A 26014-nucleotide genomic window follows, 5' to 3' on the forward strand; every position below is an offset into this window, starting at 1 on the left:
GCCTCGGAGAGCGAGCGGTGGACGCGCAGCCGGTCGCGTTCGGCGTCGATCCATGCGCGCAGGCGGGGCCAGGCGGTGATGAGGGCTTCGTGGGCGAGGTCGACCGTGCCGTCGTCGAAGGTGATGAGACGGGCACGGACCAGGCGTTCCAGTACCACTCGGGTGTCGGCGGGGCTGCCGAAGCCGAGTTCCGCGTGCTCGGTGGGGCGACGGGACGGGGGTCCCCCCGCTTGAGCGAAGCCGAGAGTGGGGGAGGGTGTGCCGTCGCCCGGGGCGACCAGGCGGAGCAGGATACGGCGAGCCAACTCCGCCTGCGGCGCGGTGAGTTCGCCGTACACCTGCTCGGCCGTACGGACGACGGCTCCGTGCAGCCCGCCGGCCGCCTCGTACGCGGTCTCGGTCAGGACGCGGCCGCTGCGGTGGCGCCAGGTCTCCAGCAGGACGTGCGACATCATCGGCAGGCCGCCCGGGGCGCCCTCCACCTCGTCCAGGAGCCGGTCGGTCAGGGAGCGCTCGACGATCAGGCCGGCCGCGGCGGCCGGGCGGACGATGGCCTCCCGCAGCTCCGCGCGGCTCATCGGCCCGGCGAGCAGCGTGGCGTTCTGCAACGCGGCGGTGAGACCGGGGTGTTCGGCGCAGCGGCCGAGGAAGTCGGCCCGCACCGCGATGACGACGCGCAGCCGGCTGTCGGCGTCGGTGGCGGCGACGAGGCGGTCGATGAAGGTGTCCCGGTCGGCCGGGCCGGCGCCGAGGGTGTACAGCTCCTCGAACTGGTCGACGATCAGCCAGGTGTCGGCGTCGCTGCCGGGTACGGGCACGATCCGGTCGGCGTGTGTGCGCAGCGGGTCCGCACCGGGGGTGAGGATCCGTACGGCCGCGGGAGGCACCTCCGCTTCCCCCTCGACCGGCGTGCGCAGCCGGGGAATCAGGCCGGCGCGCAACAGCGAGGACTTGCCGCTGCCGGAGGGCCGAAGACGGCGGTGAAGCGATGCTTGCGGTTCAGCTCGCTCAGCCGCTCCACGAGCTGGTCGCGGCCGAAGAACAGCTCGGCGTCGCCCGGTTCGAACCGGGTCAGACCGCGGTACGGCGGTCGGGAGCCCTCGTCGTCGGCGGACTCGGCGGCCACCTCGGCCGACGCCTCGCGCCCGCGCCGCTCCCACTCGATCACGTCGCCGCCGCACGCCTTCACATAGGCGAGCGTCACCACCCGGGTCGTCGGCGACGTACTGCGCATGACCGGTGAGGCGAACGGCGACAGCGGCTGGCTCGCCTCGCCGTACGGGCCTGGAGAACGGCGCCCCGGGCGAGCCGTGCGCCGAGGCGTTCCTGCACTACCCGCACCCGGAAGGCGTGCCCGTGCAGCAGGAGTGCGCGCGACAGTGCGGCGTGGACCTGTCGCAGTGGCACGACGTCGCCGTCGAGTGGACCTCGGACCACGTGCGCGGCTTCATCAAAGCGTGAGGTGATCGGCCATGCAGAACTCCCCGTATCAGCCCGGTCCGGCCGGTCCGTCCGATCCGCCGACGGCACAGCGCATGCCCGGGGCCCTCATCTTCGTTCTTGTGATCGTCACCGCGCACGCGCTCGGCACGGTCTTCGGCGGCTGGGCAGTCGTCGAGGAGAACCAGAGCAAGCAGGAGCACGGGCAGGACCTGCTCATGCCGATGGCCACGGCCTGGTTCGTGGCCCTGTTCTGTTGGGGGCTGGCGGCGCTCCAGGCCGTCTGCGTCGTCCTGGCACGGAAGCGCCGGGCCTGGGTCCGTGTGGTGCTCATCGTGTGCCTGGCCTTCGTGTCGCTGGGGACGGTCCTCGGTTCCCTCGGCTCGCTGGTCGCCGGGGCGCCCAGCCTCGCGGTGTTCGTGATCGCCGGTATCGATGTGGCGGCCCTGTGGATGATGGCCGGCGAGAGGGGACGCCACTACTTCTCCGTAGGCAGCCCGGCGCCCGCTTCCTCGCAGGGGTGGTGAATGCCGCAGCACGGACGCCTTCCGGCGCCAAACGGGAGCCGGTCCGTGGAGGTCAGAGGTCGAGCACCAGCCGGGGGCCGCAGGAACGCGAGACGCAGATCAGCATGGTGTCGCCCGCGGCCCGTTCGTCCTCGTCGAGCAGTGAGTCCCGGTGGTCCGGCGTACCTTCCAGTACCTCCGTCTCACAGGTGCCGCAGGTGCCTTCCCGGCAGGAGAACAGCACCGGTACACCCGCCTCCTCCGCCACTTCGAGCACCGATCGGTCGGGCGGCACGGTGAGCGTGCGCCCCGACCGTGCGAGCACCACCTCGAAGGCGTCGGCCGGTGCGGCCTCGACCGCTGGCTGGACGGGGGCGAACCGCTCGACGCCCAGCGTGCCGGAGGGCCAGCCGGCGCACTGCTCCTGCGCGGCCCGGAGCAGCGGCTCGGGACCGCAGGCGTGCACCAGCGTGCCCGCGCGGGGCGAGCCGATGAAGGCGGCGAGGTCCAGCAGGCCGTACTCGTCCTGCGGCCGGATCAGCACCCGGTCCCCGTAGGGCGCGAGGCGGTCGAGGAACACCATGGACTCGCGGGTACGGCCGCCGTACAACAGGCGCCAGTCGGCTCCCGCGGCCTCGGCGGCCTCCACCATCGCCAGGATCGGAGTGATACCGACCCCGCCCGCGATGAAGAGGTGGTGCTCGGCCGGGCGCAGCGGGAAGTTGTTCCGCGGTCCGCGCACCCGCACGGCCGAGCCCTGCGCGAGACGGTCGTGGACGTACGAGGAGCCGCCGCGGCCGTCCGGTGCGCGCAGCACCGCGATCTGCCAGGCCGCTCGGTCGGCCGGCTGCCCGCACAGCGAGTACTGACGGATGAGGCCGTTGTCCAGCAGCACGTCGATGTGGGCACCCGGCGTCCAGGCCGGGAGCGGATCGCCGTCCGGGTGGCGCAGGACGAGGGAGACGACGCCGTCGGCGGCATCGATGCGGGCGTCCACGACGAGAGTCGCCTCGCCGGGGTCCGCCTGGGACTGCGGCGCCTCGGGGCTCCGGAGGACCTGGAGCGGTTGGTTGGTCATGTGCGTCAACCTGAGTCTCGTACGGGTGGGGGACGAAGGCGGGAGGCCGGAGCCTCAGACGCCCGGTACATGCAGCAGCAGCGCGTCGCCCTGGCCGCCGCCTCCGCAGAGGGCCGCGGCCCCGGTGCCGCCGCCGCGCCGCCGCAGTTCCTGGGCGAGGGTCAGGACGAGCCGGGCGCCGGTCATGCCGACCGGGTGGCCGAGAGCGATCGCGCCGCCGTTGACGTTCACCCTGTCCAGGGGGATGTCCAGTTCCCGGACGGAGGCCAGGGCCACCCCGGCGAACGCCTCGTTTATCTCGAACAGGTCGAGGTCGGCGGCTTTCAGCCGGCCGTCCCGGGACAGGGCGTCGCGGATGGCGCCGGCCGGCTGCACGAGCAGCGAGGGGTCGGGGCCCGCGACGGTGCCGTAGGCGCCGATCTCGGCGAGCGGGGTCAGGCCTTCCCGGCGGGCGCGGTCCGCGCTCATCACGACGACGGCCGCTGCTCCGTCGGACAGCTGGGACGCGTTGCCCGCGGTGATCGTGCCCTCGGAGGAGAAGGCCGGCTTCAGACGCCCGAGGCTCTGAGCGGTGCTCTGCGGCCGGATGCCCTCGTCGGCCTCCACCACCGTCTCGCCCCGGCGCCCGGCCACCGTGACCGGGGCGATCTCCGCGGCGAACGCGCCGGACTCCTGGGCGCGGTGGGCGCGCTCGTGCGACAGCGCGCTGTACTCGTCCTGCTCCTCGCGGGTGAACGCGAAGGGCCGCTGGTAGCGCTCGGTGGCCGCGCCCATGGAGACCCCGTCGAAGGCGCAGGTCAGCGCGTCGCGGTCGAGGGCGTCCTCGACGGTCGTCGCCCCGTACTTCCAGCCGGTGCGGGACCCGCGCAGCAGATGCGGGGCGCCGGACATGGACTCCATGCCGCCCGCCACGACCACCTCGTGGCGCCCCGAGGCGATCATGAGATCGGCCAGGGCGATGGCGTGCAGCCCGGACAGGCACAGCTTGTTGACGGTGCTCGCCGGTACGGCGAACGGGATGCCGGCGGCCACCGCGGCCTGCCGGGCCGTGTTGGGACCGGCCCCGGCCTGGACGACATGGCCCATCACGACGGCCTCCACGGCGGCCGGGTCCAGCAGCGCCGCGGACAGCGCGGCGCGGATGGCGTGGGCGCCGAGGTCGGCGGCGGACAGGCTGCTCAGCCCACCCATGAGCTTGCCGACGGGCGTTCTCGCTCCGGCGACGATGACGGATCCGGGCATGTCCGGGACCTCCTGTGGATGTGGGCGGATCAGCGGATCAGAGGACGGCGTCTACGGAACGTTCCGCGACCAGGTGGGCGGTCTCGTTCACCGAGTGCAGGACGATCCGGCCCCCGGGCATCCGCCGCACCCTGCTGACGGAGGTGTAGCCGGGGTGGAACCAGAACATCCGGGGGATCTCGAGCACGGTCGCGAGGTACGTGTTGGTGATTCCGCCGTGGCACACGGCCGCGATCCGCTCGCCGGGGTGGGCGTCCAGCATGGTGTTCATGGCGCCCACCGCCCGGGCCCGGAAGGCGTCCCAGTCCAGGTCCGGTACGAAGTCCTCGTACCGTCCCTCGGACAGCGCCACCGACCGGGGGTCGTCCGGGAGGATCTGCTCCGGCGGGGTGTAGGGGTGCGAGACGTCGGTGTCCCACTCGCGCAGGTCGTCCAGCACGGTGGCGGTCATGCCCGTCAGCCGTTCGAGCGGCGCCGCCGTCTCACGGGCGCGCTGGTACGGACTGGTGTAGAGGGCGTCGATGCCTTCGTCCGCCAGCCATGGGGCGAGGCGCTCGGCCTGGGCGACGCCCTCCGGCGACAGCTTCGGGTCGAACACGCCCGAGACGGGCAGGCCGTGCCGGACGAGCAGAAGTTCCGTCATGAAGCGTCCTTGGTACGAGGAGTGAGGGGGAATGGCGGTGCTCAGCCGGCGATCGTCCGGTCGGAGTCCCAGTACGGGCGGCGCATCGCCCGCTTGTCGAGCTTGCCCATGGCGTTGCGGAGGAGCTCGGGGACGACCTCGTACGACTTCGGGCACTTGTACGCGGCCAGCCGCTCGCGGCAGAACGTGTCCAGTTCGCCGTCCTCCGGCCCGCTGCCTTCGGTCACGACGACCAGGGCGCGCAGCGACTCGCCGAAGTCCGGGTCGGGCACGCCGATGACCGCCACCTCGGCGACCCCCGGGTGCTCGCGCAGCACCGCCTCGCTCTCCGCCGGGTACAGGTTCACCCCGCCGGACACCACGACGTCCGCGGCCCGGTCGGTGATGAAGATGTAGCCGTCCGGATCGACGTAGCCGATGTCGCCGAGGGTGAAGACGCCGGGGGCGACGTAGGCGGCCTTGGTCTTCTCCTCGTCCGCGTGGTAGCGCACGCCGCGGCCCTCCGGCGCCCGGAAGGCCAGCAGCCCGAGCTCCCCGGCGGGCAGGGGGCTGCCGTCGTCGCCGGTCACGAGGACGTCGAAGGGGGACTGGACGCGCCCGACCGAACCGGGGTGTTCCAGCCACTCGGTGCTGTTGATGCGCGCGACCGTGCCGGCCTCGCTGGCCCCGTACGACTCGGTCAGCACCGGACCGAACCAGTCGATCATGGACCGCTTCACCTCCGGGGGGCATGCGGAGCCGGTGTGAGCGACCTGCATCAGGCTGGAGACGTCGTAGCGTTCGCGCACCTCCGCCGGCAGGGTGAGCAGGCGGGTGAAGTGGGTCGGAACCATCACCGAGGAGGTGACCCGCCAGCGCTCCACGCGGTGCAGGAACGACTCGGCGTCGAACCTGCCGAGGATCACCACCGGGCGGCCGGCCGCGAGATGGCGCAGCGAGGTGAGCGGCCCGTTGTGCTGGAGCGGACCGCACACCAGGTGCGGTCCCGGCGGGAAGCCGGGGCGGGCGGCCACCGCCTCCAGGTACGCGGCGCTGTCCGTCACCGGTCCCTGCACCCAGCGCACCTCGGTGCCGCGGGCACGTCCCGTGGTGCCCGATGTGTAGACCAACGGCGGGCGGGCGGGGCGGCCGACGGGCACCGGTACCGGTTCCGCGTCGGCCAGCCACTGCGTCCAGTCGATGGCGTCGTCCTTGGCCGGCGTTCCGTGCACGACGACCGGGAGGCCGAGTTCCGCGCCCGCCTGCCGGGCGGCCGACTCGCCCGCCGGGCCGCTGATCACCGCCTTGGCGCCCGCGTCGGTGAGCAGGTCGACCAGTTCCCGGGCGGTCAGCTGCCGGGAGGCGGCCACCGTGCCGACGCCGGCCCGCAGACCGGCGAGATGGGCCACCAGCGTGGCCACGGCGTTGTCGCCCAGGACGGCGACCCGGTCCTCCGGCTCGGGCGCGACCTCCAGGAAGCGACCGGTCACGCGTGCCACCTGGTCGGCCAGCCGGGACCAGGACAGGCTCTCGGTGTCGTCGGCCAGGGCGGTCGCGTTCGGCAGTTCGCGGGCACGCAGGTCGAGTGGCTGTAGGGACATGGATCCTCCGGCGCTCCTCGGTCCGTCGTCTCTCTCGCTCCACCGGGTGCACCCCGTCTGCCCAGCGGCCGGGCAGGTGGGAGAGGCGACGCCAAGACTGTAGCGTTTATCAAGAAAGTACGGAACACTCTGACCCGAGCCGGAGGCACTCACCCTCGTTGGGCAGGTGTGCTGCTCCGCTCCGAGCCGCTGTTACTGAAGCAGCCGTCTGGTAAGTGCAGTCCGGCAAGTGCCGTCCGACCCGTGTGCCGAGGAGGTCACCATGCCCCAACCGAACGTGAACGAGTGGCGGGGTGAGGTCCGGCAGTGGCTTGCCACGACGCTCGAACCCCGGCGGGCAGCCGAGACCACCGCTCACACCGCCGCCGAGCTCGCCGTCTTCCACAACCTCACGGACGAAGAGGAGCGGCGGCTGCTCGACCGCCGCCGCGCCTACGAGCGAGCCCGGCACGACGCCGGCTACCAGGCCCTCACCCTGCCCACGGAGAACGGCGGCCAGGGCCTGACCGCCGCCCACGCGGCCCTCTTCGCGCAGGAGGAGGCGGAGTTCGACGTACCGCCGTCCACCGAGCTGATCAGCGTCACGGTGCGGCTGGTCGCGATGTCCGTCTCCCTGTTCGGGACGCCCGAGCAGCGCGAGACGTACGCCCGCGCCTTCCTCCGTACGGATCTGCTGGCCTGCCAGCTCTTCAGCGAACCCGGCGCCGGCTCCGACCTGGCCGCCCTGCGCACCCGCGCCCGGCGCGAGGGCGAGGAGTGGGTGATCGACGGCCAGAAGGTGTGGACCTCGGGCGCCCAGTTCGCCGAGTACGGCCTGCTGCTCGCGCGTACCGACCCCAATGTCGTCAAACAGGCCGGCATCACCGCCTTCCTGGTCCCCATGGACAGCCCGGGCGTGGAGATCCGCCCCATCCGCCAGATGAGCGGCGGCGCCTCCTTCAACGAGGTGTTCCTGAGCGGCGTACGCGTCCCCGACGGGCTGCGGATCGGCCGCCCCGGCCAGGGCTGGGAGGTCGCCAACGCCACCCTCGCCTTCGAGCGCACCGCCTCCGGCTCCGGGAACCGGCGCAAGGGTGGCACCTTCGACGACGTACTCGCCCTTGCCCGCTCCCTGAACCGGACCGGGGACCCGCTGGTACGCCAGCGCCTCGCCGACCTGTACGTGCGCAGCGCGCTGCGCGCCGCCACTGTGGACCGCGTCGCCCGGGCGAGCGCGGCCGGCGGACGGCCGGGCCCCGAAGCCTCGCTGACCAAGCTCATGGCATCCGACCTGCTCACCCGCACCGGCCAGGCAGCCGCCGAACTGATGGGCGCCCGGATCACCGCCGACACCGGCGAGCCGGGCACTTTCGCCTGGACCGAACACCTCCTCGGCGCCCCCGGCTACCGGCTGGCCGGCGGCACCGACCAGATCCAGCGCAACCTGATCGGCGAGCGGGTGCTGAAGCTGCCGGGCGAGCCGCGGGTCGACAAGGTGCCGTTCTCCGAACTGTCCGGCAACTGAGCCATGGGTGGCATGACACCCGCAACAGCGACACCCGCAACAGCGACACCCGCAACGACTGAGGAGTGACATCGATGGATCTGGGACTGACAGGTGCGAACGCGCTGGTGACCGGAGCGAGCCGGGGCATCGGCCGGGCGATCGCCGGGACGCTGGCCGCCGAGGGCTGTGCCCTCGCACTGTGCGCCCGTGGCGAGGAGGCCCTCGCCAAGGCCGCCGCCGAACTGCGCGGCGAGGGAGCGACCGTGTTCGCCGAGCCGGTCGACGTCACCGACCCGGCCGCGCTCGCGGGCTTCGTGGAGCGGGCGGCCGCTGAACTCGGCGGCCTGGACCTGCTGGTGTCCAACGTCTCGGCGGGCAACGTCAAGGGCCCCGAGTCGTGGGAGGCCAGCCTGCGCGGCGACCTGATCCCGTTCGCGGGACTCGTCGAGGCGGCCCTGCCGTATCTGGAGGCCTCCGACCGGGCCGCCGTCGTGGCGATCGGCACCACCAACGCCTCCGACACCGCCCGTCCGGCCGGAGCCAACTCGTACTCCGCCCTGAAGGCGGCCGTCGTCCAGCACGCCTCCGCCCTCGCCCACGCCCTCGCCCCGAAGGGCATCCGGGTCAACACCGTCTCGCCCGGCCCCATCGACTTCCCCGGCGGCGCCTGGGAGACCATCCGCACCAGCCGCCCGGAGGTGTACGAAGAGGTCCTCGCCAAGCTGCCGATCGGCCGCTACGGCACCGCGGAGGACGTGGCCGCGGCCGTGGCCTTCCTGCTCGGCCGGACCGGCTCCTTCTGCGTCGGTGTCAACCTCGTGGTGGACGGCGGGCTGCTCACCCGCGTCCAGTACTGAGCTGTGGCGGGCCCGGCCGGCCGCCTGGACGCCGTACTGGTCTGCGGCGGGAGGTGGCACGACTTCGACTACGCGCGGCTGCGGCTGCTGGACCTGCTGGGCGATCACTCACGGGTCCGCACGCGGGTGTACGAGGACTACGACTGCGTACCCGCCCTGGAACAGGCCGACCTGTTGGTGACCTACACCTGCGACGTGCGGCCCCGTCCCTCCGAAAGGGCCGCGCTGGCACGCTTCGTCGAGCGGGGCGGGCGCTGGCTCGCCCTGCACGGCACCAATCTCGGTGATCGAGGCGCCGGCCGACGGCGGGCCGCGGGTGTTCACCACACCGCGGCTCCTCGGGGAGCTGGCCGGGGTGCTCGGCAGCCAGTTCCTGGCCCATCCGCCGATCGCGCCGTACGAGGTACGCGTGACCCGGCCGGAGCATCCGCTGGTCGCCGGGATCGAGCCGTTCACGGTGACGGATGAGCTGTACGTGTGCGAGCTGCACGGCGAGCTGGAGGTGCTGCTGCACGCCGAGTACACCGGGCCGTGCCGGGGTTTCGCCGAGAGGGATGCGGCGCTCGACGAAGCGCCCCGTCCGGTTCTCTACCTGAAGCGGCACGGCCTCGGCGAGGTCTGCTACTTCACCCTCGGCCATTGCCGGGGACGGTACGACGTGCAGGACCTGGGCGTGGACGACACGGGGCGAGTGGACCTGGGGCCCTGGGAGACGCCGGAGTTCCTGACGGTGCTGGGGCGGTGCGTGGAGCGGATGGTGGGTGCGGGGGTGCCGGTTCGGTGAGTTCTCGCCCCCGCCGCCCCCACCCATTCCCGTCCCCTGGGGGCTGCCGCCCCCAGACCCCCGCTGTCGGCCCTGAACGGTCCTCGTCCTCAAACGCCGGACGGGCTGGAAGTCAGCCTCTCCGGCGTTTGCGCTGCGGTCCTGAACGGGCCTCGTCCTCAAACGCTGGACGGGCTGGAAGTCAGCCCCTCCGGCGTTTGAGGAGCGGGGTCTGGGGCGGAGCCCCAGAAGGATGGGACGGGTAGGGGCGGCGGGGGCGAAAAACCACGACCGCGCCCCCCACTCACCCGTGCGGCAGCACCACCGCACGCCCGTTGATCTCCCCGGCATGCAGGCGCTCGTACGCCAGCGGCGCGTCCTCGATCGAGAAGGTTTCGACGTGGGAGGAGACGAGCCCCTGCCGCGCGAGCTCGACCACGTCGATGAGCTCACTCCGGCTGCCCCAGTAGGGCGCCGACGCGGACACCTCGAACGGCAGACCACCGCCGAACCCGACCGCGAGCGTGCCTCCGCCGATGCCGACGACGGTCACATCGCCCGCCACCGCCACCGACGCGGCGGCGACCGCCAGGGTCGCCTCGGCCCCGACGAAGTCCAGCACCACCTCGGCCCCGATGCCGCCGGTCAGCTCCCGCACCCGAGCCGCCGCCCCGCCGTCGGAGACCAGCGCCTCGTGGGCCCCGACGGTGAGCGCCAGTTCCAGCTTCTCCTTGCTCACATCGAGGGCGACCACCCGGGCCGGGGTGAGGGCACGCAACAGCTGTACGGCGATATGGCCCAGGCCACCGACGCCGATCACCACCGCCGTACTGCCCGGCACGAGCTTGGGCAGGGAGGCGCGGATCGCGTGGTACGGCGTCAGTCCGGCGTCGGTGAGCGGCGCGGCCTGTACCGGGTCCAGTCCGTTCAGCGGCACCAGATGGCGCGGTGAGTCCACCACCATGTACTCCGCGAGCGCGCCCGGGGAGCCGAGCCCGGGCGGCATGATGCCGAGCCCGGCGGCGTGCGGGCAGCAGTTCTCCCTGCCCTCGGCGCACGTGCGGCAGCGGCCGCAGCCCCACGGGCCGTACACCGCCACCTCGTCGCCCTCCGCCACCCCGGTGGCCCCGCTGCCCAGGGCCGCGACGGTGCCGACACCCTCGTGACCGAGCGTCATCGGCAACGGATAGGGAAACTGCTCCTGCGGCCAGCTCATGACCGCGAGGTCGGAGTGGCACAGGCCGGCGGCCGTCACCTTCAGCAGCACCTGGCCCGGGCCCGGCTCGGGCACCGGAACCTCGACGACCTCCGGCGGGCTGCCGATCGTCCGGTATTGAATTGCCTTCACTGCCATACCTCCTGGTCCGGGGTGCGCCCCTGGTCAGCTTCGGCGGTGACCGAGGGATCGGCAACCGACGGCGACCTACGGCGGCGCAGCACAGGGGGAAGGGCGACCCATCCCCCCGGGTCGTGCCGCGAGCCGGTGACCTGGCCCAGGTCGAAAGGCTCGCCGTCGAGTTCGGCGACCACTCCGGGCTCGGCGTGATGGTAACCGGCGAGGATCTTGATGAGCGTGGACTTGCCGGAGCCGTTGGGCCCGATCAGCGCGTGGATCTCGCCGTGCGCGATGTCGAGGCCGACGTCCTTGAGCGCCTGGGTTCCGCCGAATCGCTTCGACAGCCCGGACACCCGCAGCACGGCCCGGTCGCTCTCATCGGTCCCGGGCGGCCTTCGTGTTGCCTGCGGTGGCTTCGTGGTCTCCGTTGGCATGTCAGCGTGCACCGCTGCTCCCTCCTTCGAACGGCCCCGCCGCCGGCCCGTTGCCGGCGGCGGGGCCGGGTCGGTCAGCTCAGGCCCCAGAGCGCCTTGAACTGCGCCTGGTAGTCCTCGACGAGCGGGAACTCCTCAAGAGTGGCGACCAGGTTGTCCTTGGTGATCAGCATGTTGGGCAGCACCGCCTTCTGGTCCACCTCCATCGACTGGCCGGTGAAGTGGCGGGCCAGCGCGTCGACCTGGAGCCAGGCGGTCTCGTGCGAGTTCAGTGCCATCGCGCCGTTGCTCAGGCCGCTGTCGATGTACTGGTAGTTCTGCGCGTCGCCGACATTCACGGCGATCTTCTTGTCGGTGACGCCGGCGGTCTTCAGCGCGGTCGGGACGCCCACGTTGAGCAGGCCCAGCGAGAAGACGATGTGGGTCACCTTCGGGTGCGAGCGGACGTACGACACCACGCGGTCGGGCATGTCCTTGCCGATCGAGGTGATCGGCACGTCGACGGTGTCCAGCGCGCAGCCCTCGCACCACTCCTTGTACTTGGCGGCGAAGCTGTCCTTGACCGGCTTGAGGATGGTGTAGGCGGGCAGGTCGAAGTAGACGGTGTTGGCTTCGGCACCGCTGTCGGACACCACCCACGAGGCGAGCATCTCGCCCTGGACGGCGACGTCCTTCGGCCCGTTCTTCAGCAGCTCGATGCCGTCGCCCACCACGTCGTCGGCGTTCGACTGGATGACCGGGATACCGGCCTCCTTCAGCTGCGCGAGCTGCTTGGCGTACACCGCGCGCGGGAATCCGGAGGCGACGACGGCGTCCGGCTTGTTGCGCAGCACCTTCTCGTAGGCGGACTGGACGGACTCCGGCGTGCCCTGCGTGTGGATCCTCTCGACCTTCCAGCCGAGCTGGTTTGCCCCGGCGGTGAAGAAGTCGGCCAGGTCCTCGCAGGACTGCACGCCGCAGAGAATGAAGTCGATCTTCTTGCCCGCGGGGATCTTCTTGCCCACCGGTTCGGTGACGGGGATCGTGGTGGGACGCTCCGAGTACTTCGCCAGCGCCTTCCGGGCCGCGGTGAGGCCGGGGGAGTCCGCAGCCGTCGCCTTGGCGGAATCGGCGGCCGGAGTCGTGTCGGCGCCGCACGCCGCCAGGGCGAGCAGAGCGGTGACAGGGACGATCGCGGTGAGCGCGCGACGGACCGCGCGTCCGGGTCTGGAACTCATCGTTGAGTACTCCCGTGGTGTGGGCCTGCGCTGCCGTGGCCCGCGTCGCTCCCGCGTCCGCGGCGGCCGGCTCAGTACAGGCGGATCCTGTGCCGCCCACGCCGGAGCGGCACGCTCAGGTGATCGAGCGGGGTGTGTGGATCGCCGTCGTGGGGTACGGCGCGGGCCGCCGAGGAGGCGGGCGGCGCTATGGCCGAGACGGGGCACACGCTGCCCCAGGCCGACAAGAAACCTGTTGTGAGGCCCTACGGCTGAGAAGGTCCCGACGTGGGAGGAGACGAGCCCCTGCCGCGCGAGCTCGACCACATCGAGGAGCTCACCACGGCTGCCCCAGTAGGGCGCCGAGGCGGACCCTCGAACGGCAGGCCGCCGCCGAAGCCGACCGCGAGGGTGCAGCCAGCCGCCGATGCCGCCGCTGCCGGCGACGCGGCGGCCACCGCCAGGGTCGCCTCAGCGCCTACGGAGTCCAGCCACACGCGCTTCCCACCGTGCGGTACTGAACCGCCTTCATGTCAGACTTCCTTGTCCGAGGTGGGTACTCCATCAGCCACGGCGGGGACCGATGGGTCGGCGACCGACGGCGACCTCCGGCGGCGCAGCACAGCCGGCAGCGAGATTCGCCCGCCCGTGAGGACCAGCGCGATGATCAGCACCGAGCCGGTGAACAGGCTCGTGGCCCACTGCGCGCTGGTGGCGAGCCCGAGCCCGGTGATGCCCGTGCCGAGCAGCAGGACCGCGATCACCGTGCCCCAGGCGTTGAAGCGGCCCGCACGCAGCTGGGTCGCTCCGACGAAGGCCGCCGCGTAGGCCGACAGCAGATACGGCGTACCGGCGGTCGGTGACCCGGACCCGACGGAGGACGCGAAGACGACTCCGGCGAAACCGGACAGCAGCGCGGACGTGACCAGGGTCATGAAGCGCAGCCGGTCGGTACGCACACCCTGCAGACGTGCCGCGTTCTCGTTGAACCCGGTCGCGTACAGACGGCGCCCGGTGGCGGTGTGCTCCAGCAGGAACCAGATGGCCACCGCTGCGAGGAGCAGATACAGCACCGGCAGCGTGACGCCGCCCATGTCCAGCTGGGCGATGCTCGAAAACGGCTTGGCCAGCAGCTGGACCCCGGTGATGGAGCTGTCGTTGGTCACCATGGTGATGAGGGACTGGATCAGCGCGCCGGTGGCCAGCGTGGCGATGAACGAGTCGACCCGCAGCATCACCACCACGACCCCGTTGATCACCCCGACGAGCAGGGCCGCCGTCATCGCCAACGCGATCGAGGTCGTGGGGCCGAAGCCCGAGGAGACCAGGAAGTGGGCGGTCAGCACGCTGGTGAGCGACATGGTGAAGGCGACCGACAGGTCGAAGACCCGCGCGGCCAGCGGAGGCACCACGCTGAGCGCCACCAGCCCGGCCACGGAGTTGCCGTTCAGGACCTGCTTGACCGTGGTGACGGTCGGGAAGGTGTCCGGCACCCATACGGAGAAGAGCACGACGATCAGCAGCCACACATAGACGGCGCCGACGTTGCGGAACGAGAGGGCGGCCGTCGCGCGTCGGCCGAGCGTGCCCCCTGCGCTGACGGCGGACACCGCGGGCAGGTCCGGTGAAGTGGTCTGCGGCTCGGCGGCTCGGGTCGGGGTGGATGTCATTTCACTCGGTTCCTTCCAGGGACCACTCGGTCCCTTCCATGGCATGCACCAGCGCGGACTCGGTGATGTCCCGGCCACTGATCTCCTTCACGATCCGGCCGTCCCGCACCACCAGGACGCGAGTGCACAGCGCGAGCAGGTCCTCCGTGTCGGAGGAGGACACGATCACGCCCATGCCGTCAGCGGCCTGACGCTCGATCAGGTCATAGAGCTGGAGGCGGGTCGCGATGTCGACGCCCGCCGTGGGCTCGCACAGCACCAGTACCGGCGGCTGCTGGGCCAGGCAGCGGGCCATGACGACCTTCTGCTGGTTGCCGCCGCTCAGTGTGGTGATCCGTGCGCCGCGTCCCGCCGTGCGCACGCCCACCCGTTGGATCCATTCCTCGGCGAGCGAGGATTCGCGGCGCCGGTGCAGCCGTCCGGCCCGGGCGCGGAGCCGGTCCAGCAGGGGCAGGGTGAGGTTCTCCGCGACCGAGAAGTCGCCGATCACTCCCTCGCCGGCCCGGTCCGCGGGGACCAGCGGGATGGCCAGCGCGGCGGCGTCCTTCACGTCGGTCCAGCGCTCGGAGCGCTCCGGGAGCCGCACCGTTCCGCGCACCGGGCCCCGATACGCTCCGCACACCGCGTACGGCACGATCTCGTGGCCGGAGCCGACCAGGCCGGTGATGCCCAGCCGCTCGCCCCGCGCCAGGTCGAAACCGACCCCGCGCAGGGGTCCGGCGCACAGGTCGCGGACCTCCATTACGGCCTCGGCCGGACCGGAGGGTTCCTGCGGCCGGTGCTCGGTCTCCATCTCCTCGCCCGCCATCAGCTCCGCCAGCGACCGGGGAGTGAGCTCGGAGACGGCGCGCGTGGCGATCCGGCGTCCGCCGCGGATCACGGTGACCCGGTCGGCGAGCGCGAAGATCTCGTCCATGCGGTGCGAGACGTACAGGACGCTGGCACCGGCGTCGCGGATCTCGCGCACGATGTCGAAGAGGCGGGCCACCTCCCCGGGCGGCAGTACGGCCGTCGGCTCGTCGAGCACCAGGACGCCGCGGCGCCCCTCCCAGCCCTGCAGGGCGGCGGCGATGGCCACCACCGCGCGCTGGACGGGGGTGGCCATCGCCAGCGGCCGGCGCACGTCGATGCCGAGGCCGAACCGCTCGACGAGTTCGGTGGTCCGGCGCTCCATCTCCGACCAGCGGATGTTGCCGAACGCCGTACGGGCGAAGCCCCGGCTGAGCGCGAGATTGTCCGTCGCGCTCAGCTCGTTCACGAGCCCCAGCTCCTGGTGGACGAAGCGCAGCCGGTCGTGCCGTGAGCCGGTGACCTGACCCAGGTCGAAAGGTTCGCCGTCGAGTTCGGCGACCGCTCCCGGCTCGGCGTGGTGGTATCCGGCGAGGATCTTGATGAGGGTGGATTTGCCGGAACCGTTGGGCCCGATCAGCGCGTGGATCTCGCCGTGCGCGAGGTCGAGATCCACATCCGTCAGCGCCTGAGTCCCACCGAATCGTTTCGACAGCCCGGATACCCGCAGCACCGGCCGGTCCGCCTCGTCCGACGTCCCGTCCGCCCCGTGCCACGTCTCCGTTGACGTATCAGCGTGCACCGCTACTCCATCCATCCATCGAAAGGTGCCGCCGCCGGCATGCTGCCGGCGGCGGCCCGGTTCGGTCAGCTCTTGCCCCAGAGCGCCTTGAACTGCTTCTGGTAGTCGACGATGAGCGGGAAGTCCTCGTCGGCCGACGGGAGGTTCTCCTTGGTGACCAGCATGTTCGTCACCACCGCCTTCTGGGCGGTGTCCATGGACTGGCCGGTGAAGTGGTGAGCCAGCGCGTCGACCATGATCCACGCCATTTCGTGGGAGTTCAGGGCCAGCGCTGCGTCGGTGAGGCCGCTGTCGATGTACTGGTAGTTCTGCGCGTCACCGACGTTGACGATGGTGCGTGTGGTGGTGATTCCGGCGGTTTTCAGCGCGGCGGGGACGCCCACGTTGAGCAGGCCGAGCGAGTAGACGACGTGGGTCACCTTTGGGTGCGAGCGGAGGTACGAGACCACCCGGTCCGGCATGTCCTTGCCGACCGCGGTGATGGGCACGTCGACGACGTCCAGCGCGCAGCCGTCACACCATTCCTTGTACTTGCCTTCGAAGCCGTCCTGAACGGGCTTGAGGATGGTGTACGCGGGGAGGTTGAAATAGACGGTGTTCGCCTTGGCTTTGCTGTCCGACACCACCCACGACGCGAGGATCTCGCCGTTGGTCTTGACCTCCTCGGGGCCGTTCTTCAGCAGGGAGAGGCCGTCGCCCAGCACGTCGTCCGCGTTGGACTGGATGACGGGGATGTCGGCCTTCTTCAGCTTCGCGAGCTGCTTGGCGTAGACGGCGCGCGGGAATCCGGAGGAGATGACGGCGTCCGGCTTGTTGCGCAGGGACTGCTCGTAGGCGGCCTGGACGGACTCCGGGGTGCCCTGGGTGGCGATCTGGTTCACCTTCCAGCCGAGCTCCTCGGCGCCGGAGGTGAAGAAGTCGGCGAGGTCCTTGCAGGACTGGACGCCGCAGAGGATGTAGTCGATCGTCTTGCCCTTGGGGATCTTCTTGCCCACCGGATCGGTGAGGGGGATCTGTGTCGGGCGCTGGGAGTATTCCTCCGCCGCCTTGTTGGCCGCAGTCAGGCCGGGGGAGTCGGCACCCGTGGCCTTCGCGGAATCAGCGGCCGGAGTCGCGTCGGTGCCGCACGCCGCGAGGGTGAGCAGAGTGGTGATGGGGACGATCGCGGTGAGCGCGCGACGGACCGCGCGTCCGGGTGTGGAACTCATCGTTGAGTACTCCCGTGGTGTGGGCCTGACTGCCGTGGTCCGCGTCGCTCGCGCTTCCGCGGCGGTCGGCTCTGTGCAGGCTGATCCTGTGTCGCCCCAGGGTCGGGACGGCACGTGCAGTGATCGAGTGGGCTGTATGGACCGCCGTCGTGGGGGACGGCGCGGGCTGCCGGGAGAGCCCGGCGACGCTGTGGCCGACACGGGGCAGACATTGCCCCAGGCCATGGAGAAACTTGTGAGGCTCTACAGCCTCGGGTGCGACGGAGTGTGACACGCTCCGACGGACTTGGGGAGGGGGCCGTTCGTAACGAATTCAAGGTGGGCAATGCCGACACCCTCGTAACCGGGTTCTCTGATGGCTTGGACGGCGTCGTGAGTGTTGCTCCCGGCCGGGACTAATAACTACACTCACTCTAAAGTTTCTGCCGGAGGAGAGAACATGGACGAAACGTCGGAGTTGGGCACGGCGCGGTGTCCCGGGCCCAGCGTCCAGGACTACCTCGACCGGGACAGCCGGCCGGTTCCCCCCGCGTTGAGGTACGTCAACAACGACTACATCGGCAGCGAGGACATCGACACCACCCGCTTCACCTCCCGCGAATGGGCCGAGCGCGAGATGAGCCAGGTGTGGCGCCGCGTCTGGCAGTTCGCCTGCCTGGAGAGCGAGATCCCCGAGGTCGGCGACCACGAGATCTACGAGATCGGCGACGACTCACTGATCATCGTGCGCACTGCACCGGACGAGATCCGGGCGTACGTCAACGCGTGCCTGCACCGCGGCCGCAAACTGCGCACCTCGAGCGGCAACGTCAGCGAGCTGCGCTGCCCCTTCCACGGCTTCGCCTGGAACCTCGACGGCACCATGCAGACCCCGCCCTGCGTGTGGGACTTCCCCCATGTCACCCCCGAGAAGTTCGCGCTTCCCGAGGCCAAGGTGGCCACCTGGCGCGGCTTCGTGTTCATCAACATGGACCCGTACGCGGAGTCCTTCGAGAGCTACCGCGGCACCTTCGACGAGTACTACATCTGGCCGCTGCAGGACCGCTACAAGTCGCTGCACATCGCCAAGGTGCTGCCCTGCAACTGGAAGATCGCCCAGGACGCGTTCATCGAGTCCTTCCACGTGATCGCCACGCACCCGCAAATGCTGCCCTGGCTCGCCGACGCCAACTCCCAGTACGACGTCATGGCGGACCAGCCCAACTGGAACCGCATGATCAACATCCAGGGCGCCCCCAGCCCGCACGTGGCCGACTCGGTCACGGAGGAGGACGTACTGGAGACGTTCTACGACTCGCGGGCCTTCTACGCGGCGGCCCAGGGCCGTGACCTGGTGATCGAGGAGGGCGACGAGATGCCGGCGATCCCGCCCGGCGGCAGCGCCCGTCAGGTCCTCGCCGAACGGATGCGCGCACAGCTGGCGGCCACCTCGCAGCAGGACTTCACCCAGACCGCCGACACCGAGCTGCTGGACGCCATCAACTACCTGCTGTTCCCCAACTTCAACCCCTGGGGCGGCGCCAAGTCCAACATCATCTACCGGTTCAAGCCGAACGGCCTCGACCCCGACTCCTGTACCGCCGAGATCATCTTTATGTCGGCCCCGAAGGAGCCCGGCGAGATGCCGCCCCCGGTCAAGATCCGCTGGGTGCCGGAGGACATGCTCTTCGCCGACATTCCCGAACTCGGTGTGCTCGGGCCGGTCTTCGACCAGGACTGCGAGAACCTCCCGTACGTCCAGCAGGGCCTGAAGACGATGCGCAAGCCGGGCATCACCCTGGCCAACTACCAGGAGAGCCGCATCCGCCACTTCAACCAGACGCTCGACCAGTGGATGAACAAGTGACCGTGACCCACCGGGTGGCGGTCCGGCCCTCAGGCGTCGAGCTGGAGGTGCGGGACGGCGAGGACCTGTTCAGCGCCGCCCAGCGGCTCGGCTACCGCTGGCCCACCGTCTGTGGCGGCAAGGCCACCTGCCGCACCTGTTTCGTGGCGGTCGAGGAAGGCGCCGAGAACTGTTCGCCCGTGGGCCCGCTGGAGCGCGAGGGCATCGAGGCCCTGCGCAAGCCGGTGGACGGCCTGACCCGGCTCGCCTGCCGGCTCCGGGTCGAGGGCCCGGTGACCGTGACCAAACGCGGCGTACGCCGCAGAGCGCAGGAGTGAGCCGTGAGTGCCAAGCAAGTGACCCATCCGCTGACCGGGCAGGTGTACCGGCTCACCGAGGACGGGCTGGTGGAGGTGACCGACCCCAGGACCGGGGCGCAGGGCATCTTCGACTTCCAAGCCCGCTGGCAGTCCGGCGAACTGCGCCATGCCGACCTCCAGATGGCCGGCTGGGTTGGCCGCCTCGCCCAGCGGCGCGGCGCACAGCCGCCGGCGGAGTGAGCCGGTGTCTCCCCGTACCACCCGGGTGGTCTGCCTGGTGCGCCGACCCGAGGGCGAGCCGGCCCTCGGGGACTTCGCCGTGGAAGAGCGACCCCTTCCGCCCCTCGGCGAGGGACAGCTGCTCGTCCGCAACCTCTACATGAGCGTCGACCCGTCGATGCGCGGACGGCTGGAGAGCACCGAGAAGCACTACACGCACAACTTCACGCCCGGATCGCCGCTGGACGGCCGGGCCCTCGGCGTCGTGGAGGAGAGCCGCTGCTCCTCGGTGCCGCCGGGCACCTTCGTACGCCACCAGCTCGGCTGGCGGGAGTGGGCCGTGCTCGCCCCCGAGGACACTGATGCGGCGGGCCGTATCGACCCGGAACTGGCCCCGCTGCCCACGTGGTTGGGTCTACTGGGACAGACCGGCTTCACCGCCTACGTCGGGCTCGCGCGGATCGCCGAGGTACGGCCCGGCGACACCGTCTTCGTGTCGGCGGCGGCCGGCGCCGTGGGCACCGCCGCCGGACAGTTCGCCCGGCTGCTGGGTGCGGAGCGCGTCGTCGGAACCGCCGGAGGGCCCGACAAGTGTGCCCTGCTGGTCAAGGAGTTCGGCTACGACGCCGCCGCGGACTACCGCGCCGAGCCGGTGCGCGACGCCCTGTCCCGGCTGGCGCCCGACGGCATCGACGTCTACTTCGACAATGTCGGCGGAGAGCAACTCGCCGCCGCCCTGCACGCCTTGCGGACGGGCGGTCGTATCGCCCTGTGCGGCATGATGTCGCAGTTCGGCGGCGAACGGCGCTCCACCGACATCAACCAGCTGATCCAGGCGGTCCTCAAACGGCTCACCCTGCGCGGCTTCATCGTCCGCGACCACGAGGACCTGCGGCCGGAGTTCGAGACCCGCGTCGCCGACTGGCTCCGCTCGGGCCGCATCACCGCCCACGAGACGGTGACGGACGGCCTCGACAGCGCGGCCGGCACCCTGCTGTCCCTGCTGGACGGCGGCAACATCGGCAAGATGCTGGTCCGGCTGGCCGAGGATCCGTACAGCCGCACGTAGTTCAGAGGGCCGTCGGCCACGACAGGCGCGCACACTCCAAGGGGTGCGGTGCGCCGAGGCGCCCCTCTCCCGTGCCGTCCGCCCTGGTGTGCGGGCGGATCGGCTGCGGGATCCGCGCACGTTTTACGGGGCTGTGCCGTGGCCGTCGCGCGTGCTGTGCGGGGCGCCGGTTGTGGCACGCACACCGCTTCATGGGGGCGTGTGGTGCGATCATCGTGCGTGCGGTGTGGGGGTGCCGGCTGGGTTATTGGTGCATGTTCCACGGGCGCGTCGGCTGCGGTATCCGTGCATGTGCCGTGGTCCGTCGCGCGCGTTGCGCGGCCGTGGCACGCGCACGTTTCACCGGGCCCGTGTGGCGCGGCCATCGCGCATGCGGTGCGGTGGTGTCGGCCGCTGCATCCGCCCATGCTCCACGGGGACGTCAGCAGCGACGCCCGCGCACGCACGCACCAAAGGGGCGTCAGCCGTGGCTGACGCCCCTTCCGCATGCGCGTACGCCTATCGCATGGCGCGACTCGCCCCGATGCTGAAGATCTTCATGGAGACCCCCACCCGGGTCAGCCCCGTCGTGGCCGCGCGGAAGTCCTTGATGTGTGCCGTGGTGAAGTGCTCGTCCAGGGCCTGCTGGGACACCCATCGCTCGTAGACCCGGATGCGGCGTTCGTCGGAGGGGTCCGCGGTCATGGCGTAGTCCAGGCAGCCGGGCTCCGCCTCACGGGTACGCTTCCCGACCTCGACGAGGTGACCCAGCATCGTGTCGCGGTCCGCCGGCTCGTAGTCCATCCAGCCGGCGACGATGATTTCCGTCGCGCTTTCCTCTGCCACGGTGGTCCTTTCCGGTCGTGCCCGTGGGCCCGCCGCCCCTCGGTCAGGAAGGAGCGACGGGCCCGCGGGCCGTTCAGATGACGAGTGCCGCCGGGACGCTGTCCACGGTGACCGTGCCCTTTTCGCCGTCGACCGTGATCACCATGCCGTCCCGCAGCCGCCGCGTAGCGCCCTCGACGGAGATGACGGCCGGAATGCCGAGCTCGCGGCAGACCACGACGGCGTGGCTGTTGAGCGCGCCCACGTCCACGACGGCCGCTCCGGCGACCAGGAACAGCGGGGTCCAGGCGGCGTCCGTGATCGGCGCCACCAGCACCTCGCCCGGCTCCAGTGCCTCGCACGAGGCCGGGTCGGTGACCACCCGCACCCTGCCGGTGTACGTGCCGTGGCTGCCGCCGTCGCCCTTGAGCACGTCACCCTCGACGGCCGGTTCGGACCGCTCCTCGCTGCGTCGCGGCCAGCTGTCGATCTCGGTCCGGGAGTCCTCCGCGATGAAGAACGGCGGTTCCAGCTCGGTCAGTTGGGCGTACTCGTCCAGCCGCTGAGCGATGTCTGAGCCGAACCGGTCCGGGTCGGCGACATAGTCGTCCAGCTCGGTGTCCAGCAGCATCATCACGTCCTCGGGCTTTGCGAAGCGCCCCGCCTCGACACCGCGGCGGCCGAGTTCGCGTACGGCCATCCGGATCTCGTTGATGACGGTCACGCAGTTCGCCTTGGTCCGCTCGCGGGCGGGGATCCACACGTTGGAGGCGTGCATACCGGCGTCGAACATCGGCTGCGCGTCCTCGGGAAGCGCGGCCCGGATCTCCGCCGCCGTCGCCTTCCGGTGATCCGCCAGCCGCTGGTGGCGGGCGGCCGGGGAGTCCCCGTCGGAGCTGTTGCGGATCCGGTCGACCAGGGCCAGTGCCTGGATCGGCGCGGCCTCCCAGGACAGCGCGTGAATGTCCCACTCGTTGGGTCCGCGGTCGCCGGACTCGGCCAGGAACTCCTCGAACGAGTCCCGGAACGCCTTGACGTCCCCGGCGGCTCCTTCGAGGGCCTGCTCCACCGCGGCCGTTCCCTGGTCGAACAGTGCCATGAGCTCGGGTGAGGCCGCCACCTGGCGGGACAGCGTCCACAGACCCGCCGCGGGGCCGGCCGAGTCGACGGCGCCGAGCCCGCCGATGAGGTCGAGCATCGCGCCGGGACGGTCCACGCTCGCACACAGCGGGGCGAGGATCGCGGGTCCGACGGACGCGGGCAGCGACGACTCGACGTGCCGGTGGAAGGTCGTCTCCACGTCGTCCAGCAGGGAGCGCGCACGCTCCACCAGCTCGACGTCGGACAGTCGCGTCAGGTCGGGCCGCTCGCGGCGGGTCCGGCGCAGCCGCTCGCGGTCGGCGTCGGCCTCCGGATAACCGCTCTGGCCGAGCATCCGCTGGAGTGTCGCTGTGGCCTTGGCCGTCAGCTCCGCGTCCTGGTCGTCGGGGTGCGCCACGTACACGGGGGTGTCGGAACGCTGGCCGACGAAGGCCGCGTCGATCTGGTCCGCGGTCTGCCCCATGCGGATGCCGAACAGCCGCAGGTGGGACAGGTTGAGGTAGAAGTAACCGCCGAAGACTCCGACGAACGGAGGTCTGGGGCCGGTCACCTCGTCCCCTCGATAGATGCCGAACTGGACGAAGCTGTGGCGCCAGCCCTGCAGACCGCGCCGCCAGACCAGGGTCCAGCCCAGCGGGCTGGCCGGTTCGGGCAGGGTCTCGCCCGCGTTGGCCCGGGTGTAGTGGGGCAGTCGCTCGTCGCGCTGCCAGTCGGTGATCCAGTGCTTCATGGCGAGGGGGCTCCCGCTGTCCGTTCCGCCGCTCACCACTGTGCCGTTCCGCCGTCGACGCTGATCAGGGTGCCGGTGATGCCCGCGCCGGCGTCGCTCGCGAGCAGCGAGGCGAGGCCCGCGATCTGCTCGACGGTGGTGATCTTCTTGGTGGCGGCATGCTCGGCGAACCGGCCCAGCCACTCCTCGTACGAGATGCCCTCGGCCTCGGCCGCGGCCGGCCCGGCTTCCCGCATCAGGTCGGTGTCGACCGCGCCGGGGCAGATCGCGTTGCAGGTGATGCCCTGGGTGCCGTACTCGAAGGCGGTCGCCTTGGTGAGGCCGTGGATGGCGTGCTTGTTGGTGATGTAGTGGCTGATCGCCGGCTTGTTGGCCTGCTTGCCCTCGACCGAGGAGATGTTGATGATGCGGCCCCAGCCGCCCTCCAGCATCTTCGGCAGCGCCCGGCGGGTGCCGTAGAAGTAGGCGTTGAGGTTCAGGTTGAGGGCGTTGTGCCAGGCCTCGTCGCTGAGCTGGTGGACGGGGGCGAAGCCCGAGGTGCCGCCGACGTTGTTGACCCAGATGTCGAGCCGGCCGAAGCGCTCCGCGGCGAAGTCCGCGAGGCCCTCGATGTCCTCCTGGCTGTTGGCGTCGCAGGGGTGGAAGACCGCCCGGTCCCCGGCGCCGAGCTCCTCCAGGGCCTGCTTGCCCTTGAGCTCGGAGCGGCCGCTGATGACGACCGTGGCGCCCTGGGCCAGGAAGGCCTCGGCGATGGCCCGTCCGATACTGCGTGTGCTGCCCGTGATCACCGCGACACGTCCGTCGAGGCTGCCCGTAGCCACCATGTTGTTCTCCTGCGAGTGCTGTGGGTTGGTCACTTGGACGCCTCGTCCAAGAGACTGTGGATGGTCCGGTGGAAGTGCTGGAGTCCGGGTTCGTTGCGTCCGAAGACGAAGTCCGTCCCGTCCAGGGCCTTCAGGCTCCGCTGGACGCCGTAGGTGGTCGCGTAGTCCTCGTCGCGGACCACCTCGTAGAACCACTCGCCGAACTGGTCGGCGGCCTGGCGCTCCTCCTCGGTGACGGCCGGCTCGCGCAACAGGATGATCTGCTGGGTCACCGACTCGGTGGCCGTACGGGGGATCACGATGGAGACGGCGATCTTATTGCGCCAGGTGCCGGCGATGGCCAGGCCGGGGAAGAGCCAGTAGATGGCTCCGACGAGGTCACCGGGGTCACGCTGGTCGGCCGGCAGGTCCACCACGTCGGCGATGGGCCGCAGCGCCGCCGCGAGGCGCTGGTGGGGGCCCCAGGTGTCGTGGGCCATCATGTTGGAGAAGTTCGTCTCGAAGACCGTCTTCGGGTGCAGCGAGGCGAAGTGGTACGTCTCCAGGTAGCCGTCGAGGGTGACCTTCCAGTTGGGACTGAGCAGCTCACGGCTCGCGTAGTGGTGGCAGTCCGCGAAGCGGAGCCCTTCGAGCAGCGGCTGAAGGTCTCCCAGCCAGGCGTCCAGGTCGTGCTCGGCGGCCGGGTCGAGCGACACGAAGACGATCCCGGCGCGTTCACCGGCGGGAAGCCGCACCAGGCTGCGTCCCTCGCGCGGCACCTCACCGAAGGTCTTCTCGGCGTACACGCCGCGCAGCTCTCCGGCCAGGTCGTAGGACCAGGAGTGATACGGGCAGGTGATCCGCTTGGACACACCGCATCCCGGTTCGACGAGCTGGGCGCCGCGGTGGCGACAGGCGTTGATCATCGCGTGGACGACGCCCTGCCGGTCCCGGGTGATCAGAACGGGGATGCCGAGCACGTCCAGGGCCTTGTAGGTGCCCGGTCCGGGAAGCTCGCAGGACATGGCGAGCGGCATCGGAACGCTCCGGTGGACGGCGTCCGTCTCACGCTGCCAGCGGTCGGCGTCGAGGTAGTTGGCGACGGGTTCCGTCCACTGGTCCTCGGCCTCGTGCGTCGTGTTGTCACGGTAGTGCTTCATGACACGCTCGACGAGTTCGGCCGCCTCCCGCCGCATGGCGATGCCCGCGGCGTCGGTGGAGCGGTCCTGGCCGATCCACGAGTTGTATTCCGGCGCCGGAGGCGGCTGACGCTCGGCGTCGTCCGCCCGGATCTCCGGGGAACTGGTCTGGACCACGATGTCCTCACAATCCTTCCAGCCGCGAGCTTGGGAAGGGCTTCTGATACGGCAGTTGGGCTGTGAGCGACACGACAACAGGGGTAAGTGTTGTCTGTCAATAGAAAGTGCGGAAGTGGCAGCCCGGCGACCCGCAGGTCACATCGTCTTCGCCCGGGACAAAAAGGTCCAAGCGTGAGGCGATCTTTCTATTGACCGGCTCCAGTTGCGGGAGTGTGATGGACGGACGCTCGACGGAGAGGCGGTGTCATGGCCGACGACAGGGCCGATCAGGTGCCTGAGGCGCGGGCGCGCATGACCGAGCCGTTCGAGGTCGGCGTCGTCGTACGTGACCTGGAGCTGATGGAGCGCTTCTACCGCGAGGTGCTCGGCTGCTTCGAGGTGCACCGCTCCCGCATCCCGGCTTCCGTCAGCGTTCCGGCGGGTCTGGGTGATGAGCTGCTCGTCGTCTGGCTCCAGGTGCCCTCCGGCGGGCGCGTCAAGCTCATCCGGCCCCAGTCCGCCCCGGCCCCCGCCCCGTCCGCCCTGCCGCTGACCGCGCGCCGGGGGCTGGCGTATCTCACCTTCCACCTGGACGACATGGACCCGGTCGTGACGGCTCTGGCGACCGGGGGAGCCCAGCCGCTGTCGGACCCGGTCGTCGTGTGGGCGCGCGGTCGCCGGATCAGCTTCTGGGCGGATCCGGAGGGCAATGCGCTGGAGCTCGTCGACGGGCGCGGAGACGTTCGGGAGCCGGGTCGGTCCGAGCCGTAGTAATTAGAGAACCTCTTCAGTAAGGTGCCCCTGCTGGTTACTGT

General features: G+C 70.9%; 24 protein-coding genes and 1 pseudogene. 10 read left to right on the forward strand and 15 right to left on the reverse strand.

What is annotated here, in order from left to right:
- Positions 1–26: 26 nt before the first annotated feature.
- Positions 27–1234: pseudogene (locus QFZ76_RS52000) on the reverse strand (WD40 repeat domain-containing protein); the annotation flags it as partial.
- Positions 1235–1239: 5 nt separating this feature from the next.
- Here QFZ76_RS52000 and QFZ76_RS45485 point away from each other — a divergent pair.
- The gene (locus QFZ76_RS45485) at positions 1240–1461 is read left to right on the forward strand and encodes a hypothetical protein (protein ID WP_307679195.1); all 222 of its coding nucleotides are present in this window, start codon (positions 1240–1242) and stop codon (positions 1459–1461) included.
- Between the two features lie 11 nt (positions 1462–1472).
- Positions 1473–1967: a hypothetical protein gene (locus QFZ76_RS45490; protein ID WP_307679196.1), complete on the forward strand. Its 495-nt coding sequence runs from the start codon at positions 1473–1475 to the stop codon at positions 1965–1967.
- Positions 1968–2019: 52 nt separating this feature from the next.
- Here the strand turns inward: QFZ76_RS45490 and QFZ76_RS45495 are convergent, their stop codons facing one another.
- From QFZ76_RS45495 to QFZ76_RS45510, 4 genes are read right to left on the reverse strand one after another with little or no spacing between them, the layout of a single operon-like run.
- Positions 2020–3024 carry a PDR/VanB family oxidoreductase gene (locus QFZ76_RS45495; protein ID WP_307679197.1) on the reverse strand — a complete coding sequence of 335 codons (1005 nt, stop codon included), beginning with the start codon at positions 3022–3024 and terminating at the stop codon, positions 2020–2022.
- A 54-nt stretch (positions 3025–3078) separates the two neighbouring features.
- Positions 3079–4266: an acetyl-CoA C-acyltransferase gene (locus tag QFZ76_RS45500; protein WP_307679198.1), complete on the reverse strand. Its 1188-nt coding sequence runs from the start codon at positions 4264–4266 to the stop codon at positions 3079–3081.
- A gap of 37 nt (positions 4267–4303) precedes the next feature.
- Positions 4304–4909: a histidine phosphatase family protein gene (locus tag QFZ76_RS45505; protein ID WP_307679199.1), complete on the reverse strand. Its 606-nt coding sequence runs from the start codon at positions 4907–4909 to the stop codon at positions 4304–4306.
- 41 nt (positions 4910–4950) lie between these two features.
- On the reverse strand, positions 4951–6489 hold the full coding sequence (locus QFZ76_RS45510) for an AMP-binding protein (protein WP_307679200.1): 1539 nt from the start codon (positions 6487–6489) through the stop codon (positions 4951–4953).
- A 262-nt stretch (positions 6490–6751) separates the two neighbouring features.
- Between QFZ76_RS45510 and QFZ76_RS45515 the strand changes: the two genes are divergently transcribed.
- The 3 genes from QFZ76_RS45515 to QFZ76_RS45525 all read left to right on the forward strand — a co-directional run bounded on the left by QFZ76_RS45515 (position 6752) and on the right by QFZ76_RS45525 (position 9616).
- Positions 6752–7993 (forward strand): acyl-CoA dehydrogenase family protein, encoded by a 1242-nt coding sequence (locus tag QFZ76_RS45515; RefSeq protein ID WP_307679201.1) that lies wholly within the window; start codon positions 6752–6754, stop codon positions 7991–7993.
- Positions 7994–8067: 74 nt separating this feature from the next.
- Complete coding sequence (locus tag QFZ76_RS45520) at positions 8068–8832, forward strand: SDR family NAD(P)-dependent oxidoreductase (protein WP_217238095.1); 765 nt, start codon at positions 8068–8070, stop codon at positions 8830–8832.
- 283 nt (positions 8833–9115) lie between these two features.
- On the forward strand, positions 9116–9616 hold the full coding sequence (locus QFZ76_RS45525) for a ThuA domain-containing protein (RefSeq protein ID WP_307679202.1): 501 nt from the start codon (positions 9116–9118) through the stop codon (positions 9614–9616).
- A 283-nt stretch (positions 9617–9899) separates the two neighbouring features.
- On the opposite strand, the gene QFZ76_RS45530 is transcribed toward QFZ76_RS45525, so the two are convergent.
- From QFZ76_RS45530 to QFZ76_RS45560, 6 genes are all read right to left on the reverse strand, one after another.
- Positions 9900–10943 carry an NAD(P)-dependent alcohol dehydrogenase gene (locus tag QFZ76_RS45530; RefSeq protein WP_307679203.1) on the reverse strand — a complete coding sequence of 348 codons (1044 nt, stop codon included), beginning with the start codon at positions 10941–10943 and terminating at the stop codon, positions 9900–9902.
- Positions 10940–11365 carry an ATP-binding cassette domain-containing protein gene (locus tag QFZ76_RS45535; RefSeq protein ID WP_307679204.1) on the reverse strand — a complete coding sequence of 142 codons (426 nt, stop codon included), beginning with the start codon at positions 11363–11365 and terminating at the stop codon, positions 10940–10942. Before QFZ76_RS45535 ends, QFZ76_RS45530 begins: the two co-directional genes overlap by 4 nt.
- Before the next feature lie 74 nt (positions 11366–11439).
- Positions 11440–12582, reverse strand: coding sequence for a substrate-binding domain-containing protein (locus QFZ76_RS45540; RefSeq protein ID WP_307680323.1), 1143 nt, complete (start codon positions 12580–12582; stop codon positions 11440–11442).
- Between the two features lie 512 nt (positions 12583–13094).
- Positions 13095–14231 (reverse strand): ABC transporter permease, encoded by a 1137-nt coding sequence (locus QFZ76_RS45550; RefSeq protein WP_307679205.1) that lies wholly within the window; start codon positions 14229–14231, stop codon positions 13095–13097.
- A gap of 1 nt (position 14232) precedes the next feature.
- Positions 14233–15822 (reverse strand): sugar ABC transporter ATP-binding protein, encoded by a 1590-nt coding sequence (locus QFZ76_RS45555; protein ID WP_307679206.1) that lies wholly within the window; start codon positions 15820–15822, stop codon positions 14233–14235.
- A 65-nt stretch (positions 15823–15887) separates the two neighbouring features.
- A complete protein-coding gene (locus QFZ76_RS45560) occupies positions 15888–17030 on the reverse strand; it encodes a substrate-binding domain-containing protein (protein WP_307679207.1) in 1143 nt (380 codons plus the stop codon).
- Between the two features lie 439 nt (positions 17031–17469).
- On the opposite strand from QFZ76_RS45560, the gene QFZ76_RS45565 reads away from it, so the two are divergent.
- Genes QFZ76_RS45565 through QFZ76_RS45580 form a run of 4 tightly spaced genes read left to right on the forward strand, consistent with a single transcriptional unit; the run spans position 17470 to position 20463 of the window.
- Positions 17470–18876, forward strand: a complete 1407-nt coding sequence (locus QFZ76_RS45565; RefSeq protein ID WP_307679208.1) for an aromatic ring-hydroxylating dioxygenase subunit alpha — start codon at positions 17470–17472, stop codon at positions 18874–18876.
- Positions 18873–19193, forward strand: coding sequence for a 2Fe-2S iron-sulfur cluster-binding protein (locus QFZ76_RS45570; protein ID WP_307679209.1), 321 nt, complete (start codon positions 18873–18875; stop codon positions 19191–19193). Before QFZ76_RS45565 ends, QFZ76_RS45570 begins: the two co-directional genes overlap by 4 nt.
- Positions 19194–19196: 3 nt before the next feature.
- Entirely contained in the window at positions 19197–19415 is a 219-nt protein-coding gene (locus tag QFZ76_RS45575) for a transposase (RefSeq protein WP_307679210.1), read from the forward strand.
- Between the two features lie 4 nt (positions 19416–19419).
- Positions 19420–20463: an NADP-dependent oxidoreductase gene (locus tag QFZ76_RS45580; RefSeq protein WP_307679211.1), complete on the forward strand. Its 1044-nt coding sequence runs from the start codon at positions 19420–19422 to the stop codon at positions 20461–20463.
- A 498-nt stretch (positions 20464–20961) separates the two neighbouring features.
- Here QFZ76_RS45580 and QFZ76_RS45585 read toward each other — a convergent pair whose 3' ends face one another.
- From QFZ76_RS45585 to QFZ76_RS45600, 4 genes are all read right to left on the reverse strand, one after another.
- Positions 20962–21288 (reverse strand): putative quinol monooxygenase, encoded by a 327-nt coding sequence (locus QFZ76_RS45585; protein ID WP_307679212.1) that lies wholly within the window; start codon positions 21286–21288, stop codon positions 20962–20964.
- A 73-nt stretch (positions 21289–21361) separates the two neighbouring features.
- Positions 21362–23098, reverse strand: a complete 1737-nt coding sequence (locus QFZ76_RS45590; protein WP_307679213.1) for a PEP-utilizing enzyme — start codon at positions 23096–23098, stop codon at positions 21362–21364.
- 32 nt (positions 23099–23130) lie between these two features.
- Positions 23131–23955, reverse strand: a complete 825-nt coding sequence (locus QFZ76_RS45595) for an SDR family NAD(P)-dependent oxidoreductase (RefSeq protein WP_307679214.1) — start codon at positions 23953–23955, stop codon at positions 23131–23133.
- Positions 23952–25217, reverse strand: coding sequence for an aromatic ring-hydroxylating dioxygenase subunit alpha (locus QFZ76_RS45600; RefSeq protein WP_307679215.1), 1266 nt, complete (start codon positions 25215–25217; stop codon positions 23952–23954). Before QFZ76_RS45600 ends, QFZ76_RS45595 begins: the two co-directional genes overlap by 4 nt.
- A 249-nt stretch (positions 25218–25466) precedes the next feature.
- On the opposite strand from QFZ76_RS45600, the gene QFZ76_RS45605 reads away from it, so the two are divergent.
- Positions 25467–25970: a VOC family protein gene (locus QFZ76_RS45605; protein ID WP_307679216.1), complete on the forward strand. Its 504-nt coding sequence runs from the start codon at positions 25467–25469 to the stop codon at positions 25968–25970.
- The last annotated feature ends 44 nt before the right edge of the window (positions 25971–26014 follow it).

It is taken from the genome of Streptomyces sp. V4I2, assembly GCF_030817655.1.
Lineage (GTDB): Bacteria > Actinomycetota > Actinomycetes > Streptomycetales > Streptomycetaceae > Streptomyces > Streptomyces plumbiresistens.